General features: G+C 69.9%; 14 protein-coding genes and 1 riboswitch. Of the genes, 4 read left to right on the forward strand and 10 right to left on the reverse strand.

The features are described 5' to 3' along the window. Positions 1 to 409 precede the first annotated feature (409 nt). Positions 410 to 1,342 (forward strand): endonuclease domain-containing protein, encoded by a 933-nt coding sequence (locus ACTHL4_RS17065; RefSeq protein ID WP_440283965.1) that lies wholly within the window; start codon positions 410 to 412, stop codon positions 1,340 to 1,342. 214 nt (positions 1,343 to 1,556) lie between these two features. On the opposite strand, the gene ACTHL4_RS17070 is transcribed toward ACTHL4_RS17065, so the two are convergent. Genes ACTHL4_RS17070 through ACTHL4_RS17095 form a run of 6 tightly spaced genes read right to left on the reverse strand, consistent with a single transcriptional unit; the run spans position 1,557 to position 12,511 of the window. Further along, positions 1,557 to 1,835 (reverse strand): DUF3017 domain-containing protein, encoded by a 279-nt coding sequence (locus ACTHL4_RS17070; RefSeq protein ID WP_440283966.1) that lies wholly within the window; start codon positions 1,833 to 1,835, stop codon positions 1,557 to 1,559. Further along, positions 1,832 to 2,692 carry a bifunctional methylenetetrahydrofolate dehydrogenase/methenyltetrahydrofolate cyclohydrolase gene (locus tag ACTHL4_RS17075; protein WP_440283967.1) on the reverse strand — a complete coding sequence of 287 codons (861 nt, stop codon included), beginning with the start codon at positions 2,690 to 2,692 and terminating at the stop codon, positions 1,832 to 1,834. The genes ACTHL4_RS17070 and ACTHL4_RS17075 overlap by 4 nt, the downstream gene beginning before the upstream one ends. 48 nt (positions 2,693 to 2,740) lie before the next feature. After that, a complete protein-coding gene (locus ACTHL4_RS17080; RefSeq protein ID WP_440283968.1) occupies positions 2,741 to 3,145 on the reverse strand; it encodes a YjbQ family protein in 405 nt (134 codons plus the stop codon). 26 nt (positions 3,146 to 3,171) lie between these two features. Continuing rightward, positions 3,172 to 6,288 carry an adenylate/guanylate cyclase domain-containing protein gene (locus tag ACTHL4_RS17085; protein ID WP_440283969.1) on the reverse strand — a complete coding sequence of 1,039 codons (3,117 nt, stop codon included), beginning with the start codon at positions 6,286 to 6,288 and terminating at the stop codon, positions 3,172 to 3,174. Positions 6,289 to 6,294: 6 nt separating this feature from the next. Continuing rightward, positions 6,295 to 9,399: an adenylate/guanylate cyclase domain-containing protein gene (locus tag ACTHL4_RS17090; RefSeq protein WP_440283970.1), complete on the reverse strand. Its 3,105-nt coding sequence runs from the start codon at positions 9,397 to 9,399 to the stop codon at positions 6,295 to 6,297. A gap of 34 nt (positions 9,400 to 9,433) precedes the next feature. Beyond that, positions 9,434 to 12,511, reverse strand: coding sequence for an adenylate/guanylate cyclase domain-containing protein (locus ACTHL4_RS17095; protein WP_440283971.1), 3,078 nt, complete (start codon positions 12,509 to 12,511; stop codon positions 9,434 to 9,436). A gap of 141 nt (positions 12,512 to 12,652) precedes the next feature. Here ACTHL4_RS17095 and ACTHL4_RS17100 point away from each other — a divergent pair, with 141 nt between their 5' ends. Continuing rightward, positions 12,653 to 13,081: a cyclic nucleotide-binding domain-containing protein gene (locus ACTHL4_RS17100; RefSeq protein WP_440283972.1), complete on the forward strand. Its 429-nt coding sequence runs from the start codon at positions 12,653 to 12,655 to the stop codon at positions 13,079 to 13,081. Between the two features lie 131 nt (positions 13,082 to 13,212). On the opposite strand, the gene purH is transcribed toward ACTHL4_RS17100, so the two are convergent. The 4 genes from purH to ACTHL4_RS17120 all read right to left on the reverse strand — a co-directional run bounded on the left by purH (position 13,213) and on the right by ACTHL4_RS17120 (position 17,217). Beyond that, the gene (purH, locus tag ACTHL4_RS17105) at positions 13,213 to 14,820 is read right to left on the reverse strand and encodes a bifunctional phosphoribosylaminoimidazolecarboxamide formyltransferase/IMP cyclohydrolase (RefSeq protein WP_440283973.1); all 1,608 of its coding nucleotides are present in this window, start codon (positions 14,818 to 14,820) and stop codon (positions 13,213 to 13,215) included. A 30-nt stretch (positions 14,821 to 14,850) separates the two neighbouring features. Then, positions 14,851 to 14,927: riboswitch (ZMP/ZTP riboswitch) on the reverse strand. A 31-nt stretch (positions 14,928 to 14,958) separates the two neighbouring features. After that, on the reverse strand, positions 14,959 to 15,600 hold the full coding sequence (gene purN / locus ACTHL4_RS17110; protein ID WP_440283974.1) for a phosphoribosylglycinamide formyltransferase: 642 nt from the start codon (positions 15,598 to 15,600) through the stop codon (positions 14,959 to 14,961). 14 nt (positions 15,601 to 15,614) lie between these two features. Beyond that, positions 15,615 to 15,971, reverse strand: coding sequence for a TraR/DksA family transcriptional regulator (locus tag ACTHL4_RS17115; protein WP_440283975.1), 357 nt, complete (start codon positions 15,969 to 15,971; stop codon positions 15,615 to 15,617). A gap of 25 nt (positions 15,972 to 15,996) precedes the next feature. Continuing rightward, positions 15,997 to 17,217, reverse strand: a complete 1,221-nt coding sequence (locus ACTHL4_RS17120; protein ID WP_440283976.1) for a cell division protein PerM — start codon at positions 17,215 to 17,217, stop codon at positions 15,997 to 15,999. A 157-nt stretch (positions 17,218 to 17,374) separates the two neighbouring features. On the opposite strand from ACTHL4_RS17120, the gene ACTHL4_RS17125 reads away from it, so the two are divergent. Together ACTHL4_RS17125 and ACTHL4_RS17130 are read left to right on the forward strand one after the other, a co-directional pair. Beyond that, positions 17,375 to 17,749 (forward strand): DUF192 domain-containing protein, encoded by a 375-nt coding sequence (locus tag ACTHL4_RS17125; protein WP_440283977.1) that lies wholly within the window; start codon positions 17,375 to 17,377, stop codon positions 17,747 to 17,749. Beyond that, entirely contained in the window at positions 17,746 to 18,405 is a 660-nt protein-coding gene (locus tag ACTHL4_RS17130; RefSeq protein WP_440283978.1) for a prepilin peptidase, read from the forward strand. Before ACTHL4_RS17125 ends, ACTHL4_RS17130 begins: the two co-directional genes overlap by 4 nt. Position 18,406: the final 1 nt, after the last annotated feature.

Consider the following 18,406-nt stretch of genomic DNA (forward strand, 5'->3'; position numbering starts at 1 on the left):
ATGTGTGGTGCGGTCATCGTGATGACTCCATTCGAGAGTGCTGTGAGAGGTTCACTCGAAGGATCACGCGGTGGCCGCACCACGTCCAATACCAGGACGATCACGGCGACCGCGCTACACCACTATGCGGGACTCAACTCAAACCCCTTCCCAACCAGCGACCGTTGCCGGTTATGCACGCATTCGGCGGCCAGCCACACACCCAACCGGCGACCGTTGCCGGTTGTGCACGCATTCGGGCGCAAACTCCTTCCCAACCGGCGACCGTTGCCGGTTGTGCACGCATTCGGGCGCAAACTCCTTCCCAGCCAGCGACCGTTGCCAGTTGTGCACACGCGACTCCCACCTGCACCGACGGTCACTGTGGATAACATCTGCGAACCTGCCTCCGTCGCTGCCACGGTGAAGCATGACCTTTCCTCAACCGTTGGACCGGCCGAACGCGAGGCCGTTGCCGGATCTGTTCACCACTCAAGAGGCGTATGCCGCTGGACTCCGCGGCCGCGACCTCGCCGGCGATGACTACCGCCGACTCTTCCGAGGCGGATACGCACGATCGGGCGTCGATCCGACATACCTCGAGCTACTGAAGTTCGGTTTGCGAGCGGTGCCGAGCGCGCAATTCGCCGCCGAACACAGCGCCGCACGACTCTACGGCGGCATCACACCGCCGGCGTCGAGCTTGCACTTCGGCACCCGCGTCCGGCACCCCTGCACCCTGGCGGGCATCTGCCTCCGGTTCTACACGAAGGATCCGGATCTGGTCATCTACAAAGGAGTTCTCACAACGACGCCCGGTCAGACGTTCCTCGACATGGCGCGACCCCTGGAGTTCGTCGACCTCCTCGTCTTCGGCGATTCACTGGTTCGCAACGCACCTTGCAGTCCGTCCTACCTGCGGCAATTCGTCGCCGACAAGTCCGCCCACGGCGCACAGCGTGCCAGAGAGGTCGCCGCGATGGTCCGCTCCAACGTCCGCTCGCCGAACGAAAGTCGCCTGCGCCTGCTCATGCACAGCGGTGGACTACCCGCGCCGGAGATCAACCACGTGGTCGAGAACAAAGAGACCGGCAGGTGGCGGGAGATCGACCTCGCGTTCCCCGAGTGGAAGGTGGGTGTGGAGTTCGACGGACGTCACCACATCGAGCGTGAGCAGCAATGGGACAAGGACATCCTGCGCCGGGAGGAGTTGGAGACGATGGGCTGGACGTTCGTCATCGTCACCTCGACCGCGATGTATGCCGAGCCACTCCGCGTCTTGGACCGCATCGGCGACAAGATCGTCCTTGCCGGCGGACCCCGGATCCGAATCCGAGACGACTGGCGGCGCCACTTCGGCTGAGCAACCGGCGACCGTTGCCGGTTGTGCACACCACCGGCGGCCAGCCACACACCAACCAGCAACCGTTGCCGGTTATGGACGCATTCGGCGGCCAGCCACACACCCAACCGGCGACCGTTGCCGGTTATGCACGCATTCGCGGCGCAAACCCCTTCCCAACCAGCGACCGTTGCCGGTTGTGCACGCCTCACCCCCGCCGGTCGACGCCCTGCCGCTAGCTGCCCGCGAGAGGCGTCAGCTTCACGATGCTGAAGATGACGCCGACCGCGCAGGCAATGAGCAGGAACGCGGCACCGTCCAGGGCCCGCGAACGTATGACGAATGCGCCGACAACGCTGTCCGGCAACGCCATCCGGCCGAGCCCGGCGACGGCGAAGACCCCGGCCAGCAGGTAGCCGCCGAGACGGACCGAGCCGGTCGTCAGGACGATCAGGGCGACCGCGCTTCCCAGGATCACGAACCACCACAGCGGCCCGAGACGAAACTTGTTCACCCCTGCTCCGTGCGTTCCGCCTGTCGTTCGGCGGCGACCACCACGTTGGTGAGGAGCATCGCGCGGGTCATCGGGCCGACACCGCCGGGGTTCGGAGTGAGGTGTCCGGCGACGTCCGCCACACCCGGCGCCACGTCACCGGCGATCCTGCCGTCGACCCGTGAGACGCCGACGTCGAGCACCGCCGCGCCCGGCTTGACCATGTCGGCGGTGATCAGGCCCGGCACCCCTGCCGCCGCGATGACGACGTCGGCGCTCCGCGTGTGCGCGGCCAGATCACGCGTGCCGGTGTGGCACAGCGTCACCGTGGCGTTCTCGGTGCGGCGGGTCAGCAGCAGACCCAGCGGCCGGCCCACGGTCAGTCCGCGTCCGACCACGACCACCTCGGCGCCGTTCAAGCCCACGTCATACCGGCGCAGCAACTCGATCGCACCGATCGGCGTGCACGGCAGCGGCCCGGACTCCCCCAGCACCAGCTTGCCCAAGTTGACCGGGTGCAGCCCGTCAACGTCCTTGTCCGGGGAAACCCTTGACAGCAGTGCGAATTCGTCGAGTCCGGTGGGCTGTTGGACCAGGAAGCCGGTGCACGCCGGATCGTCGTTCAGCTCGTCGATGACCGCTTCGACCTCACCCTGGGTCGCGGTCGCGGGCAGATCGCGACGGATGGAATGGATGCCGATGCTGGCGCAGTCCTTGTGCTTGGCCCCGACATACCAGTGCGACGCAGGGTCGTCGCCGACCAGCACGGTGCCCAGCCCGGGCACGATCCCGCGCTCGGCGAGCGCCGCCACGCGGGCGCGCAACTCGTCCTTGATCGCCACCAGGGTGGCCTTGCCGTCCAGGATCGTCGCCGTCACGCCTTGCATCTTTTCACGCGTGGCCCGCGCCGCGTCGGACCCGGTCGATCAGCCCGGGATGAGCGAGAAGCGCACGGTGCGGTCGGCGTTGTCGATGTTCAGGTCGACCAGGCAGATGCTCTGCCAGGTGCCGAGCGCGAGGCGGCCCCCGACGACCGGCACGGAGGCGTACGGCGGGATCAGCGCCGGCATCACGTGCGACCGGCCGTGTCCGCGACTGCCGTGTGCGTGCTGCCAGCGGTCGTCGGCCGGCAACAGCTCGCGCAGTGCGGCGAGCAGGTCGTCGTCGCTGCCGGCGCCCGTCTCGATGATCGCGAGTCCGGCGGTCGCGTGTGGCACGAAGAGGTGCAACACGCCGTCCGGTCCGTCGGCCGCGAACTGCTCGCACTCACGGGTGATGTCGAGGACGATTTCCTTGTCACCGGTGTGGAATTCACGAGTCTCGGTGCGCATGATCGGTCCATTCCCTCCTACAGCGTTCAGTCGGTCCCTGCGCGCTGCAGCTTCTCCGCAGCGCTGAGCCAGTCGTCGACGTGGTCGGCCATGATCCGGGCCCCCTTGCGCCGGTAGGCCTGCCGCGCTCGGTCGGCCGCTGCCTGCGCGCCCGCGCGGTCACCCAGGATGATCAACGTGACCGCTTCGTCGACCGCCTGCTCGGCGAGGGTGATCGGCATCGACATACCCGCTGTCTCGTCGCGCGCCTCGCGCACCCGCTGCAGGGCCAACTCGGCGTTGCCGGTCGCGGCCAGCAGCTGTGCGGCGACCGACTCGCGCAGCCCGGGTGCGTAGCCGTCGTCCTCCAGGGTCGGTGCCTCCGGGTCGCCGTCGAACGCCTCCAACGCCGCGTCCAGGTCACCGGTCCGCAGCAGCATGCGCACGATCCACATGCTGTTCTCCAGCTGTGCCATGCCGCTCAGCCGGGGTAGCGCGTCCTGCAACGCGTCGGCCGCGGCCCGGGCGTCGCCGAAGCTGTAGAGGGCCATCGCCCACCGGTCGGTCTCCCGCGCCAGGTAATCGGGTCCGCTAAACAGCTGCTCGACCTGCTCCCAGTCGGCGGTCGCGCCTGCCCGGTCGCCCTGCATGGCCCGCAGCCACACCCGTAGCGGCAGGAGGGTCAGGATGCGTTCGTGTTGCGCTGCGCCGGAACTGATCGCCTGGTCGACGTCCTCCAGCACCAGGCTGACCGGTTCGTCGCTCCACATGCCGTATTCGACGCGTGCGAAGGTGAGCCGTCGCCGCACCGGGCGGTCCTCCAGCTGCTCGGCGAGCTCCGTGAGGCGGCTCACCTCGCCGAGCCCTTCCGTCATACGACCGGCGAGGCCGTAGGCCAGCAAACGCGCCCAGCCCACGTCGAGGGTCAACGACGGTAGGTCGAATCCTGTTGCGTCACCGACGAGTTCGGTTGCCAGGGCGATGCCTTCCAGCGGAGTTGTCGCGGCGCTGTGCAGCCGCCCGGCGAGCAGGACGCCCTCCCGGTGCACCAACCAGGCCGGCGCCTCGTCGAGCTTCTTGTCGAAGGCCTGGACGACCTCCTCGATCTGGTGGAAGTCCTGATGGTCGGAGCGCATGAACGCGCGGTGGGCGACGTCGTGCAGCCGCGGATCGCCGTCGGCATACAACGGGATGAGCTCCAGGTATGCCGCCCTGGCGCCGGGTTCGCCGCGCAGGTCGAGTTCCTCGGCGGCGTCGAAGGAGGCCCGCGCGGCCCGATCGCGCACGCGTTCGATGAGGGAGACGTCGGAGGAGACGAGGGCGATCTCGTCATAGGCCTTGCGCACGTGCTCGGCGATGGCGCGGCGCTGCGAGCCGGCGAGTTGCTCCGCGTGGGCGGCGATCCAGTCGGCTGCCCGCAGGTGGCGTTCGGAACGCACTTGGCGTGCCTGGGTGCGGTATGCCGTCTCCATCAGCATCGACTGCGCGAACTGATAGCGGGTGAAGCCCGAGCTGTCCTGGTCGCCCAGCTCGAGGATGTTGAGTTGGCGCAGCCGGTGCGCGACGTCGTTGCCGTCGTCCTCCGGGTCCGGGTTGGCGGTGCGGACCGGCCCGACCGCCTCCGCGTAGAACTCGCGACCGAGGATCGAGCCGACCTCGCAGAAGGCACGCTCCATCGGCGTCAACCGGTCCAGCGTCGCCTCGAAAAGGGTGTGCACCGAGACCGGCAGCTCCTCGCCGTCGCACATGGAGTTCAGCAGGACCTCGAACACCTGCGGGTTGCCATCGCTGCGCCGGATCAACGCATCGAGCGTCACCTCGACCGACCGGCCGGATTCGGTTGCCGCTGCTTCGAGTTCGGGCAGTCGCTCCGCCGCCATCTCCCGCAGCTCCGGGGCTTCGAGCGGATCGACCGGCTCGACACGGGACTGTTGACCACCGCCCCACATCGGGCGCCGCTCGAAGAGCTCGGGCCGGGTCGTGCAGATGGTGAGCACCGGGTAGGTCAGCAACGGTTCGACGAGCTGCTCGATCAGGTCCAGCATCGGCTCGCTGGCCCAGTGGATATCCTTCCACCACACCGCGATCGGACCGCCGAGGGCGAGCCGGGACAACACCTTGCGGACCGCCCACACGATGTCGTCGGTCGACGTGGTCTCCTCCGACCGTGCGGTCGCCGACTCCAGGCGCCGGATGATCGCGGTCGCGGTGCGCTCGTCGAACATCTTGGTGACCGTCGCCGACCAGTCCTCGCCGATGCTGGACAACAGTTTGTTGAGCGGTCCGTAGTTGCCGTCGGTGCCCAGCGGTTGAGCGGTGCCGCGCAGCACCCGCAGCCCGTCGCGCTCCTCCAGCAGGTGCGAGACCATGCGGTTCTTGCCGATGCCGGGTTCGCCGACATACGTCACGAACCAGCCCTGTCCGAGCCGACGCGATCGGTCGGCGATGCCGCCGAGATCGCGCAGCTCGACCTCGCGACCGACGAACGGGGTGCGGCGGATGTCGCCGGAGCGTGCGGCGCGGTCGACGACCTGGTAGACGTCCTGCGGCTCGGTCTTGCCACGGTGGGTGATCGGGCCGACGAAGTCGAGGGCGACCTCCGCGCCCACGAGCGCCGCCACGGTGTCACCGACATAGGTCTCGTCCGGCCCGGCCGCCGCCTCGAGCCGCGCCGCGACGTTGACCGCGTCGCCGGTGACCGAGAACTGCCCGTCGGGCTGGTGGGTCACGAAGACCTCGCCGGAGTTGATGCCGATCCGCACCCGCAGCCGCTGCCCGAGCCGCCCCTGCATCCGCTTGGACAGGTCGCGCATCGCCTCATGTATGTCGGTCGCGGCCGCCACGGCCCGCACCGCGTCGTCCTCGCGGGTCGCCGGTACGCCGAACACCGCCATGACGGCATCGCCGATGAACTTCTCGACGGTCCCACCGTACTTCCACACGATGCGTGAGACGGCATCGAAGTAGCGGGCCAGGCTGGCCCGCAACGCTTCGGGATCGAGCGACTCGCCGAGTCCGGTGGAGCCCACGATGTCGACGAAGAGGATGACCACGTGCTTGCGCACCGGTGCCTGCAGACCGCCCTGGGCCAGCGCCGCACCGCAGTTGGGACAGAACTTCGTGCCGGCGGGTGACTCGAAACCGCAACGCCAACAGGTGATCACGATGCGTCATTCTTCCAGGTCTGCACCGTCGCTGCCCTTCAGTTTGCCGGCGTTGCCGACCCATGTGTCGACCTGATCGCGCAACGCCACGGCACCCTTGTGATCAAAGGCTTCCCGTGCGGCAGCGGCTGCGGCCCGGGACGCGGCCTCGTCACCGAGCAACCGCTCCACGATCGCAGTGACAGCGTGGAGGAAGCCGGCGTCGACCAGGCTCTCCTCCGGCCGGTCCACCTGCGCACCGACCCGGAGCTGCTCGAACGCCCGCGCGCGGTCGCCGCCGAGAGCGTGACCGACAGCGGCGGTGAACGCTCGCACGTCGGCGCGCAGCCAGTCGAACGTCGTCGGCAGTTCGACCGCGAGCGCGGCGGCCACCTGCTGACGGGCCGCCACCAGGTCCCCGGCGAACAACGCCCACCGCGCCGCCGAGGCATGCAGTGGCGGCGCATAGGCAAACAACGAGGCTTTCGCGGCGCGGCGGCCCAGTTGTGCGGCGAACTCCGCGGCGGCCGCGAGATCGCCTTCCGCCGCGAGGGTGCGGTGGTAGTGCTGCAGGTCGTAGAGCGTCTCGGTCCGGTCCACGCCGTCGAACGCGCGCTCGTGCAGCGTCCACTGCTCGCGGCTCTCCTCGAACCGGCCGCTGCACGCGAGCGCCCCCGCGAGCACGGCAGTCGTGGTGCCCCACAGCCCGCGGTGCCCGGAGACCACCACCTGCAGTCGCTGCGCAGCGGCGATCACGTCGGCCAGCGGCGTATTGCCGGCGTAGGAGATCTGCAGGTCGAAGTTGAGCCAGATCCGCTCCAGGATGCGGCGCCGGCTGTCCGCCGCGGCCCGCGCCCCGGCCACGCACAACTCGTGGCAGGCCTGCAGGTTGCCCAGGTCGGCGTGCGTCTGAGCCAGGTAGATCGACGCGAGCTCGCTCGCGTAGGGCGGCGCCTCGGCCCGGGTGGCCATGACGTCCACCATCGACGCTGCCTCCTCACGTGCCTGGTCCATGGTCAACGTGCCCTGCCGCATCTCGACCAGGCGTCGCGGCGCGCTCCCGACGATCCGCCAGGCCGGGTCCTGCGCCATGGCTTCGTCGAGCAGGTCGAGCCAGCTTCGCCAGCGCTCCGCGGGCGCACCGCTGTTGCGGGCGAGGACGACCGCGTATGCGGCCTCGAAGTGTCGGGCATCACCGGGCGGCAGCAATGCGAGCAGCATGTCGATGGAGTCCGGCATGGCCGGGTCGCCGCGCAGCAGGCGGACTCTCAGCAGGGCCATGGCGGCGTCGGCTGCCGACTGCTGCAACGAGCGTCGCTCCTCGGCGGGGCCGTCGATCTCCCGCAGCAAGGCGTAAGCCCGGCGGCGGTGCGAGGCGACCAGCGCGACCGGGTCGGCGGCGATCTCACCGGGATGTGCCGCGATCCAGTCTGCGAGCGCCGAATGCCGAATGATTCGAGTGCGTTTCGGCATGGTCCGGTATGCGGTCTGCATGAACACCGCCTGCGCGAACCGGTAGTCGCCTGCGCCTGCGACCTCCAGCACATTGCGGCTGCGCAGCCGGCCGACAACGTCGGAGGCGTTCGCCGAGCCGGCCGTCGCCGCGACGGGTGCGAGCGGGAAACGGCGACCGTAGACCGCGGCCACCTCGACGAGCAGCCGTTCGTCAGGGGTCAGCCGGTCGAGTGCGGCCTCGTAGAGCTGGGTCACGGACGCAGGTAGCGTCTCCCCTGCCGCGGCCGACTGGGCCAGCAGCTGCACCACCTGCGGGTTGCCGTCTGCACGGCGGACGAGGTCCTCGGGGGTCACGCCGGTGTCGCCGCCCGGTATGGCGAGCCGTTCCGCCGCGATCGCGAGCAACTGGTCGTCGTCCAGTGGTGCGACGTCCTCGACGCGAGACTTGCGCCCGCCACCCCAGCGGGCGTCGATGTCGAAGAGTTCGGGACGGGACAGGCAGATCGTCAGCACCGGCAGTCCGCGACTCGCTGCGGCTGTCCTGCCGATGAAGTCCAGCTGCGCCTCGGTCGCCCAGTGCAGGTCGTCCCACACCGAGGCGACCAGAGACGACTCGCACATCGCTGCAAGGACCGAGTGGCCGGCCCACACCACGTCCTCGACCGACGTCTGCGCGTCGGACCGGCCGACCGCGGAACGCAACCGCTGCAGCACCGGTGGCGCGTCGTCGCCCAGCAACCCGGCGACATACGCCTCCCAGTCGCTGTCGAGACTGCTCAACCAGCCGGCGAGCGGTGCGAACGCGCCGGTGCTCAGGGCGTCCGCCGCACCGGAGACCACGCGCAAACCGTCGCCGTACCCAGCCGCGAACTGCCGGATCAGCCGCGACTTGCCGATCCCCGGCTCCCCGACATACGTCAGCAGCCAGCCCTCCTGGCGAGCAGCCGAGCGTTCCGCGAGGGCAGTCAGGTCGGCCAGCTCCGCCGCGCGGCCGACGAAGGCCGGCTCGCGCACCTGCAGAGCCCGGTCCTGGTCGGCGGCGACGCGGTACACCTGCTGCGGCACGCTCTTGCCCTTGTGCAGGATCTCGCCCACGTCGTCCAAGGCGATCTCGCTGCGTACGAGCTCGGCGACGGTGTCACCGACATAGGTCTGGTCAGATCCCGCGGCCGCCTCCAGCCGCTGCGCGGTGTTGACCGCGTCACCGGTGACCGAGAACTGCCCGTCCGGCTGGTGGGTCACGAAGACCTCACCGGAGTTGACGCCGATGCGTGCATGCAGTCCGACACCGATCTCCTGCTCGAACTGTTCGGACAGCTCGGCCACCGCCCGATGTATGCCGTCGGCAGCGCGCACGGCTCGCACGGCGTCGTCCTCACGGGTGCTCGGCACACCGAAGACCGCCATGACCGCGTCACCAATGAACTTCTCGACCGTGCCGCCCTGCGCCCAGATCGCCGCACAGACGGCATCGAAGTAGCGGGCGAGCCTGTCCCGCAACGCCTCCGGATCCGCCGACTCCCCGAGTGTGGTCGAGCCGACGATGTCGCAGAAGAGGATCACCACGTGCTTGCGCGCCGGCGCGTGCTGGCCGCCCTGCGCCACCGCGGCACCGCAGGTCGAACAGAAGCGCGCCTCTGTCGGCAGCTGCGCGCCGCACCGGGCACACCTGGTCATGTCGTTCACCCCCTCGCCGGTGCCACCTTACGACTCACGCGGCCACGGCTCGCAGCTTCTCGGCATTGCCGACCCAGGTGTCGACCTGCGGGACCAGAGCGGTGATCCCCTTGGCGGTCAAGGCCGCTCGGGCCTGCTCCGCGGCGGCGTGCGACGCCTCCTGGTCGCCGAGCAGCCGCTCGACGATCGCGGTCATCGCGTGCAGGAACGCCGCATCGAGCGGGCTCTCCTCCGGCCGTCCGATCTGCGCGTTGTGCGCGATCTGGCGCAGTGCTCCCACCCGATCGCCACGTAGCGCACACTGCACGGCGATCATGAAGGCGGTGTTGGCGTCCTCCAGGAAGGCCAGCGTCGCCGGCAGCTCGACCGTCAAGAGCCGGCGGCAGCAGTCGATCGCGAACTGCAGATCACCGGCGAAGATCGCGTCCCGCGCGGCGGAGCCGAACAGGCTCGCCGCGAAGCTGGCCAACTCCACACCGCCGGCCAGCTCGGCCCAATAGCGCGCCGACTCCAGCGGCCGCCCCTCGGCCAGCAACAGCTGCGGATAGTGCTGCAGCTCGAAGGCCCGCTCCGCCACCGACTCCTCGGTCTGGGTCGCGGTCAACTCCTGCCACAGGGTGCGTGCACCGTCGAAGTCCCCGGTGCCGGCCAACGCCCCCGCCAGCACAGCGGTCGTCGTGCGCCACAGCTGGCGCTGCCCGGACACCATGCTCTGCAACGTCCGCGCGTCGGCGATCACCGCCGGCAACGGCGTCAGTCCCAGGTATGCCGCCTGAATGTCGAAGCTGCGCCACATGCGTTCGACGAACACGTGGCCGCTGCGTTGCGCACGGGCCACTCCCTCGACGCAGAGCCGGTGACACGCCGCGACATTGCCCAGATCGGCCTCCACCTGCGCCAGCAGATTGGCGACCATGTCCACCGCGAGCGGGTCGACGTCGGACACCTCGTCGAGCCGGCCGAGGATCTCCAGTGCCTCGGTGCGCGTCTGCTCCAGGCTGACGTCGCCGCTGCGCACCGCGGCGAGGTGACGCGGAGCGCGCCGGATGATCTGCCAGGTGCGGTCGGTGTCCATCGCGGCATCGAGCCGATCGAGCCAGCCGATCCAGCGCTGGGGTGCGACCCGGCTGCGCAGGAACCACGCGGACCGCACCGCCTCGAAGTGCCGGGCATCTCCGACCGGCAGCACGCCGAGCAGCCGGTCGATCGCATCCGGCAAGCCGGGGTCGCCCCGCAACTGCATCGCCAGCAGCGACTCCAGTGCTGCGTCGGACGCCATACGCTGCAACGTCATTCGCTCGGCCGGCGACCCCTCGATCTCCTCCAGCAGATGGAACGCGCGCTGTCGATGGGACGCGATCAGCGCGATCGAATCGGCGCGCACTGCGTCACGGTGCTGATCGACCCAGTCAGCCAACGCTGTGTGCCGGGTGATCCGGGTGCGTTTGGACATGGTGCGGTATGCCGTCTGCATGAAGACCGTCTGCGCGAAGCGGTAGTCGCCGTCGGGGGCGACCTCGAACACGTTGCGGTCACGCAACCGGTCGAGCACGGTTGCCGGATCGGAGGTGCCGGCGACCGCGCTCACTGGCGCCGCCGGGAATCGCCGGCCATAGACCGCGGCCGCTTCGACCATCGCGCGCTCGTCGGCGCCCAGCCGGTCCAGCGCGGCTTCGTAGAGCTGGGTGACCGAGGCCGGGAGCGCACCACCGGCGGCGGCCGACTGCGCCAGCAACTGCACCACCTGCGGGTTACCGTCGGCACGCTCGACCAGGTCTTCGGCGGTGACGTCGATGTCACCTGCCTGCAGGGCGATGCGCTCCGCGGCGACCGCGAGCATGTCGTCGTAGTCCAGCGGTTCGACGTCCTCGACCCGGGCTTTGCGGCCGCCACCCCACGCGGCGTCGATGTCGAACAACTCCGGCCGGGCAAGGCAGATGGTGAGCACCGGCAGGGCGCGGCAGGCCGCGGCCAGCTTGCCGATGAAGTCCAGCTGGGTCGCCGTCCCCCAGTGCAGGTCGTCCCACACCGACGCCACGGGCGAGGTCTCACAGATGGCGGCGAGCACTGCATGCGCCGCCCACACCACGTCCTCGGTGGAAGTCTGCGCGTCGGAGAGGCCGACCGCCGAACGCAGCCGCTGCACCACCGGTGCCGCCTCGTCGCCGAGGAGTTGCTCGACATACGCCTGCCAGTCGTCGGCGAGGCTTGCCAGCCATCCGGCGAGCGGCGCGAAGGCGCCGGTGCTCATCGCCTCGCAGCCGCCGGCGACGACGCGCAGCCGGTCGCGCCGGCCGGCGGCGAACTGCCGCACCAGCCGTGATTTGCCGATGCCCGGGTCGCCGACATACGTCAGCAACCAGCCCTGCCGGCGCGCTGCGGAGCGGTCGGCGAGCACGGTGAGATCGGCCAGCTCCACCTGCCGCCCGACGAACGCCGGCTCGCGGACGGTGAGCACGCGGTCCTGGTCACGGGCCACCCGGAAGACCCGCTGGGGCACCGTGCGGCCCTTGTGCAGGATCTCGCCGACCTCGTCCAGTGCCACCCCGTCACCGACCAGTTCGGCGACGATGTCCCCGACATACGTCTCGTCGACGCCGGCCGCCGACTCCAGCCGTTGCGCGGTGTTGACCGCGTCGCCGGTGACCGAGAACTGCCCGTCCGGCTGGTGTGACACGAACACCTCGCCGGAGTTGACGCCGATGCGGACGTGCAGCTCCTTGCCGATCTCGTCCTGGAAACGCCGGGACAACCCGGCCACCGCCTCGTGTATGGCGCCCGCGGCGCGCACCGCCCGCAGGGCGTCGTCCTCCCGGGTGCTGGGCACCCCGAAGACCGCCATGACGGCGTCACCGATGAACTTCTCGACCGTGCCCCCGTGCTCCCAGATCACCCGTGACACGGCCGCGAAGTAACGAGCGAGCCGGTCGCGGAGCGCTTCGGGATCGGCGAACTCGCCCAGCCCGGTGGAGCCGACGATGTCACAGAAGAGGATCACCACGTGTTTGCGCACCGGAGCCTGCAATGCACCCCGCGCCACCGCAGCACCGCACGAGGAGCAGAATCGCGCCTCCTCGGCCAGCTGCGCCCCGCACCGAGCACACGTCGTCACGAGGCGAACTTACCTCGCAGCACGGACGGATACGGTATGGCGTCGGTCGGCGGATCTGACCGGCGAAGGCCTGTCCGCGCTGCTAGGTTGGCTCGGTTACCGCACAGCTGCCACATCACTCAGTTCACAAGGGGTTCATCCATGGCAAGCGCCCAGTTGAAGCAGATTCTCGCGGGCATCGACCTGTTCGCCGGTCTCAGCCCGGCCGCCATCTCGCAGATCGCGGAAAGCGGGTCCACGTTCCGCGGTGGTCCGGGATCCAAGGTGATCACCGAGGGTGCCAAGGACAGCGGCCTGCGCGTGGTGCTCGAGGGCTCCGCCACGGTCAGCGTCGGCGACGAGGAACGCGGCCAGATCGGCGTCGGTGACTACGTCGGGGAGCTGTCGATGATCGACGGCGCCGCACGATCGGCGACGATCACGGCCGGTCCGGAAGGTGTGGAGACCTTCGCGCTCTCCCCCATGGCCTTCATGCCGCTGGTGCGCGGTGACGGAGACATCGCCGCGGCCCTGCTGAAGACGCTGGTCGCTCGGCTGCGCAAGGTCGAGGCGGCCGCGCACAAACAGTGAGACTCGTCCCGGACATCCGCCTCCGGGACGATGCCGGCTGACCGAGCCTGCGAGGTCGGCCGGAGGAGCGGCGCACAAGGGCTCAGTGACATTGACATGACTCGGCGGGAGCTTGCTCCCGCCGAGTCATTTCAATGCGCGAAGTGGCGGGTGCCGGTGAAGTACATGGTGATGCCGGCTTCCGTCGCAGCGTCGACGACCGCCTGATCGCGCATCGAACCACCCGGCGCGACAACGGCTTTCACACCCGCGTCGATCAGCACCTGCAGACCGTCCGGGAACGGGAAGAACGCGTCGGAGGCCGCGACCGAGCCGCGCGCCCGCTCCGCACCGGCGCGGTCGACCGCCAGGTGGCAGGAGTCGACCCGGTTGACCTGGCCCATGCCGACGCCGACCGAGGCACCCCCGGAGGCGAGCAGGATCGCGTTGGACTTCACGGCGCGGATCGCCCGCCAGGCGAACTGCAGGTCGGCCAGTGTCGCCTGGTCGGCCGGAGCACCGGAGACCAGCCGCCAGTTGGCGGCGTCGTCGCCACCGGTGACGTTGCCGTCCTCGTCACGGACCACGGCGTCGACCTTGTCCACCCGTTGCATGAGCATGCCGCCGCTGATCGGCCGGATCTCCACCGGGTCGCGCTGCTGCGCGTCCTGCGACGACAGCTTCAGCAACCGAATCGCCTTGCGCTTGCCGAGGATGTCGACCACGCCCGGCTCGAAGTCCGGCGCGACGACGACCTCGGTGAAGATGTCCTTGACGGTCTCGGCCATCTCGACCGTCACCGGGCGGTTCGTGGCGATCACGCCGCCGAAGGCCGACATCGGATCGCACGCATGTGCCTTGCGATGGGCGTCGGCGATGTCCGAACCGACAGCAATACCACAGGGATTGGCGTGCTTGATGACCGCGACGGTCGGCTGGTCGCCGTGGTCGTATGCCGCCCGCACCGCCGCATCGGCATCCACGTAGTTGTTGTACGACATCGCCTTGCCGAAGAGTTGCTCGGCCGAGGCGATGCCGGGCCGCCAGTGCCGGTAGAGCGCGGCACCCTGGTGCGGGTTCTCGCCATACCGCAGGTCCTGTGCCTTGCTGAAAGTCGCGCCGGACCAGCTCGGGAAGCCGCTGCCGTCGCTGGTGTCGACATACACGTTGCTGATCCAGTTGGCCACGGTGTTGTCGTAGTCGGCGGTGTGCTGAAAAGCCTGCGCGGCCAACAGCTTCCGCTGCTCAAGGGTGAACCCGCCGGCAGCGACGGCCTCGAGGGTGGCGGCATAGGCCTCCGGCGAGGTGACGATGGCCACGCTCGGGTGGTTCTTGGCGGCGGCACGGACCATCGACGGACCGCCGATGTCGATCTGCTCGATGCATTCGTCGGGGGTCGCTCCGGAGGCGACCGTCGCACGGAACGGATAGAGGTTGGAGACGACGAGCTCGAACGGCGCAACACCGAGTTGGTCCAGTTGCGAGAGGTGTTCGGGGATGCGGGTGTCGGCCAGGATGCCGGCGTGCACCTTCGGGTGCAGCGTCTTGACCCGGCCGTCCAGGCACTCCGGGAAGCCGGTGAGGTCCTCCACCTTGGTCACCGGGACGCCGAGACCCTCGATGAGTGCGGCGGACCCACCGGTGGAGACCAGCTCGACGCCGGCCTCGTGCAGGCCACGGGCCAGGTCTTCCAGGCCCGTCTTGTCATAGACGGAGATGAGTGCGCGCTTGATGGGACGACGGCCTTGTGGTTCGGACATGACTCTCCTTGCGAGGGTACGGGCAGTGCATGCGCGCACCCAGGCGGGCGATGCACGCGACTCCACTCCCTGGTGGTTACCCACCTGCGCCAGTCGTGTGAGACCAGGGTACCTGGGCCCGGATGCGCTCCGAGCTCGCTATTCGGCCGGCGGTACACGGACGCGGCGGCCGTCGACAGTGAATCCCTGCCTGGCCAGCCGGCCGACCCACTCCACCAGCTGGGGACGCTCGGCCTGCTTGATCCGCTCGGTCAATGAGTCGACCGTGTCGTCGTCCTGCACCGGCACGGCACACTGGGCCACGATCGCCCCGGTGTCCACTCCGGCATCGACGACGAAAAGCGTTGCGCCGGCGAGCTTCACGCCATACTCCAGCGCATCGCGCGGGCCGTGTATGCCGGGGAAGCTCGGCAACAACGCGTTGTGGCTGTTGAGGTAGCGGCCGCCGAACTCCGCGAGGAACCGCTCCCCCACCAGCTTCAAGAATCCGGCAGAGACGACCATGGCCGGTTCGTGGGCCGCGACCTGCTCGGTCAGCGCCGCGTCCCAGGCGGCGCGGTCCGCGAAGTCCTTGACGCGGCAGACGAAGGTCGGGATCCCGGCCCGTTCGGCCCGCGCGAGACCCTGGATGTCCGGTCGGTCGGCACCGACCGCGGCGATGCGCACGCCGTAGTCGGGGTCCTGCGATGCGTCGAGCAACGCTTGCAGGAGCGTCCCGGATCCGGACACGAGGACGACGACGGGCGCCGGGGACCCGGTCTGCGCGCGAGGGGATGCCACCCCGGAAAGCTACCTCAGCGCCCGGGCGTCCGCCGCGCGCAGGTGATGCAGGTCGTGGTCGTGGGCAGCGCCGCCAGCCGTTCGTCCACGATCGCGCCGCCGCAGTGTTCGCACCGGCCGTAGCTGCCGGCCCGCACGCGGGCCAGCGCCGCATCGATGCGGGTCAGCTGGGCGTTCGCGTCACGGCGCAGCGCGTCGACCATCGCTCGGTCGACGGCGATGGTGTGCCCCTCCGGGTCGTGCTCGTCATCGGCGTTGCTGTCCCGCAGCGCCGTCACCACGTCGTCGAAGGTGTCGTCGAGCAGCCCGGCGCGCGCGATCACCTCGCGGCGCAGTTCGGCCAGGATCGTCTCGGCACGGCCGGCGTCCATGCTTCTACCGTATGTCGCGTGCCGCTCAGCGGCGCAGCGCGCGTTTCCAGTGCAGGAAGAGCGTGGTCAGCAGCGCGCCGAGCAGCAGCTCCGCCACCAGCAGCGGGACGATCATCAAGGATGGCCCGATGTAGTCCAGCGAGCCGCCGCTGACACCGGCCGTGGACAGCCAGCTGAGCACCAGCACGATCGCCGCGGTCATCCCGGCGGCCTGAGCGGCGGTCACGGCCTTGGTCTTCAGGGACGCGTAGGTCGTCAGGTTGCCCAGCGACCGGTGGCCGACGAAACCGCCCAGCAGCACCGGGAGGACCGGTGCGAAAGCCGTCCCGGGCGGGAGCGCTCCGGCACCCGGCACGGCGCCGAGCACCGGGATCATCGGCAGCAGGCCACCGTGCACGGACGTCGCGCCGACACTGACCGCGCCGATGTGCACCGCGGCCCCGGTGGTCCACCCGGCCGACCACAGCAACAGATTGGGCAAGGCCGCGAGTTGACCGAGCCACAGCACCACTCCGCCGAGCAGCCCGGGGTGCAGCTGGCCGCCCACGTCGCCGACCGCCGAGGCGTGGGTCAGCACCAGGATCAGCACGATGAGCAGTCCGATCCCCAGGTAACCGACCACGCCCTCGGTCGCCGGACGTAGGGCCCGACGGGTGGACAAGGAGATGCGACCGTCCAGGAACGCCTTCGCCTGGTCGGCCACCGGTTCGTCGCTGCGCAACAGCGCCCACCCGCAGCCGACCAGGCCGACCACGACGGCCCCGGGCAGAACGGTCAACAGGTTGGGGTGGGCCGGACCGCTCAGCGACAGCCCGGTGACGAACAGCCCGGTCACGACATACCCGAGGACGTATGCCGCCGGCCCCTCCCACCAGGAGGCGCCGCGACCGGACAGGTGGGTCAGCATGGCCTTGGCCGCCATCCGCGCCAGCACGACCGCGAGGGCAGTCAACACCAACGGGGCGAACGTCACCGTGTGGCTGCCTGCCGAGGAGACCGACACATGGCCGCGGTGAGCCAGTGCCCAGCCGTCGCCGCTGAAGCTCAGCGCGTCGGTCCACGACGTGGTGCTCTGCGGGTCCGCCGCCCACGCGACCATCACCGGCACGATCAGCAGCAGCCCCAGCATCACCGCACCGACGGCGCCGTACCCGGCAGCGATCGACAGTTGTCGCCAGTCCCGCGGCTCCTCCGCGGAGGACAGGGACGTCGGCAGGGTGGTGCGCACGCGATCAAGGAGACTCATGTTGCGCCCCATGGTCCCTGCACCTCCCGCCGGCGTCCCGCCGACTCGCCGGTGTCCAGCAGATCGACAGGTTGTCGGCCGGGTCCGTGGACCCACCCACCGCCGCCGCCGGGCGGCTACGCTCGGGCGCGTCGGCGAGGCGACAGGGAGGGAAATCATGGAACACCGGACGCACCAGCGCACGTTCGGGCCCGGGCCGGACCGGTTGCTGCACAACGGGCGACCGGTGAGCGCCTGCGCCGTCGCCGACACCGCACGCAGCCGGCGCAAGGGACTGTTGGGCACCACGGCGGTCGAGGGCGCGCTGTGGCTGACGCGCTGTCCCTGCGTGCACATGATCGGCATGCGGTACCCCATCGACGTGGCGGTGCTCGACAAGCACGGCACGGTGCTGCACGTCACCACGCTGCGCCCCTGGTCAGGTATGACACGACCGCGGCTGCGCGGTGCCACCACGGTGGAGACGGCCGAAGGTGCGCTGGCCGCGTGGGGCGTGACCCGCGGGGACCGCCTCGCCGTCGTGCGCGCGTGAACTCCTGGCTGGTCGGCAGCATCGCGGGTGCCGTCGCGATCCCGGTCGCGCTGCTGTTGCGCCGCAGGCTGCGCACGGCGGCTCATCGCTACGACGACGAGCTCGACACCCCCGCCCGACACCACGCCTGGGTCGTGGTGGTGCTGCCGGTGATCGTGCTGCTGGTCGGCCGCGCCCTGGCCGAGAGCCACAACGCACTGCTCGCGCTCGCCTACTGCGTCAGCCTGCCGGTGTTCGCGGCGCTGGCCGCGATCGACCTCGACGTGCACCGCTTGCCCGACGCCCTGACCCTCCGGCTCGCGCCGGTCGCCGTGGTCATCGCGGCCGTCGCCAGTGCGTCCACCGGCGACTGGTTCGCCCTGCTGCGCGCGGTCCTCGCCGGCGCGGCCCTCGGGGCGGCATACCTGGTGCTGCTCCTGGTCTCTCGCGGCGGTGCGGGCCTCGGCCTCGGTGACGTCAAGTTGGCACTGGGCATCGGCACCTTGCTCGGCTGGTTCTCCTGGTCCGCGGTGCTCAGCGGCACGCTCATCGGTTTCATCCTCGGTGGCCTGTGGGCGGCAGGTCTGCTGATCACCCGCCGCGCGACCCGGCAGACTTACATCGCGTTCGGGCCGTTCATGATCGGTGGCACCGTGCTGGCACTTCTCGCGTCGTAGC

The organism is Flexivirga sp. (assembly GCF_051955415.1).
Classification (GTDB): Bacteria; Actinomycetota; Actinomycetes; order Actinomycetales; family Dermatophilaceae; genus Flexivirga.

Bases quoted from the DNA above. Each gene is read 5' to 3' on its own strand.
- ACTHL4_RS17065 (WP_440283965.1), top strand. From the start codon at position 410: ATGACCTTTCCTCAACCGTTGGACCGGCCGAACGCGAGGCCGTTGCCG.
- ACTHL4_RS17080 (WP_440283968.1), bottom strand. From the start codon at position 3,145: ATGCGCACCGAGACTCGTGAATTCCACACCGGTGACAAGGAAATCGTC.
- ACTHL4_RS17100 (WP_440283972.1), top strand. From the start codon at position 12,653: ATGGCAAGCGCCCAGTTGAAGCAGATTCTCGCGGGCATCGACCTGTTC.
- ACTHL4_RS17090 (WP_440283970.1), bottom strand. From the start codon at position 9,399: ATGACCAGGTGTGCCCGGTGCGGCGCGCAGCTGCCGACAGAGGCGCGC.
- ACTHL4_RS17125 (WP_440283977.1), top strand. From the start codon at position 17,375: ATGGAACACCGGACGCACCAGCGCACGTTCGGGCCCGGGCCGGACCGG.
- purH (WP_440283973.1), bottom strand. From the start codon at position 14,820: ATGTCCGAACCACAAGGCCGTCGTCCCATCAAGCGCGCACTCATCTCC.
- ACTHL4_RS17115 (WP_440283975.1), bottom strand. From the start codon at position 15,971: ATGGACGCCGGCCGTGCCGAGACGATCCTGGCCGAACTGCGCCGCGAG.
- ACTHL4_RS17120 (WP_440283976.1), bottom strand. From the start codon at position 17,217: ATGAGTCTCCTTGATCGCGTGCGCACCACCCTGCCGACGTCCCTGTCC.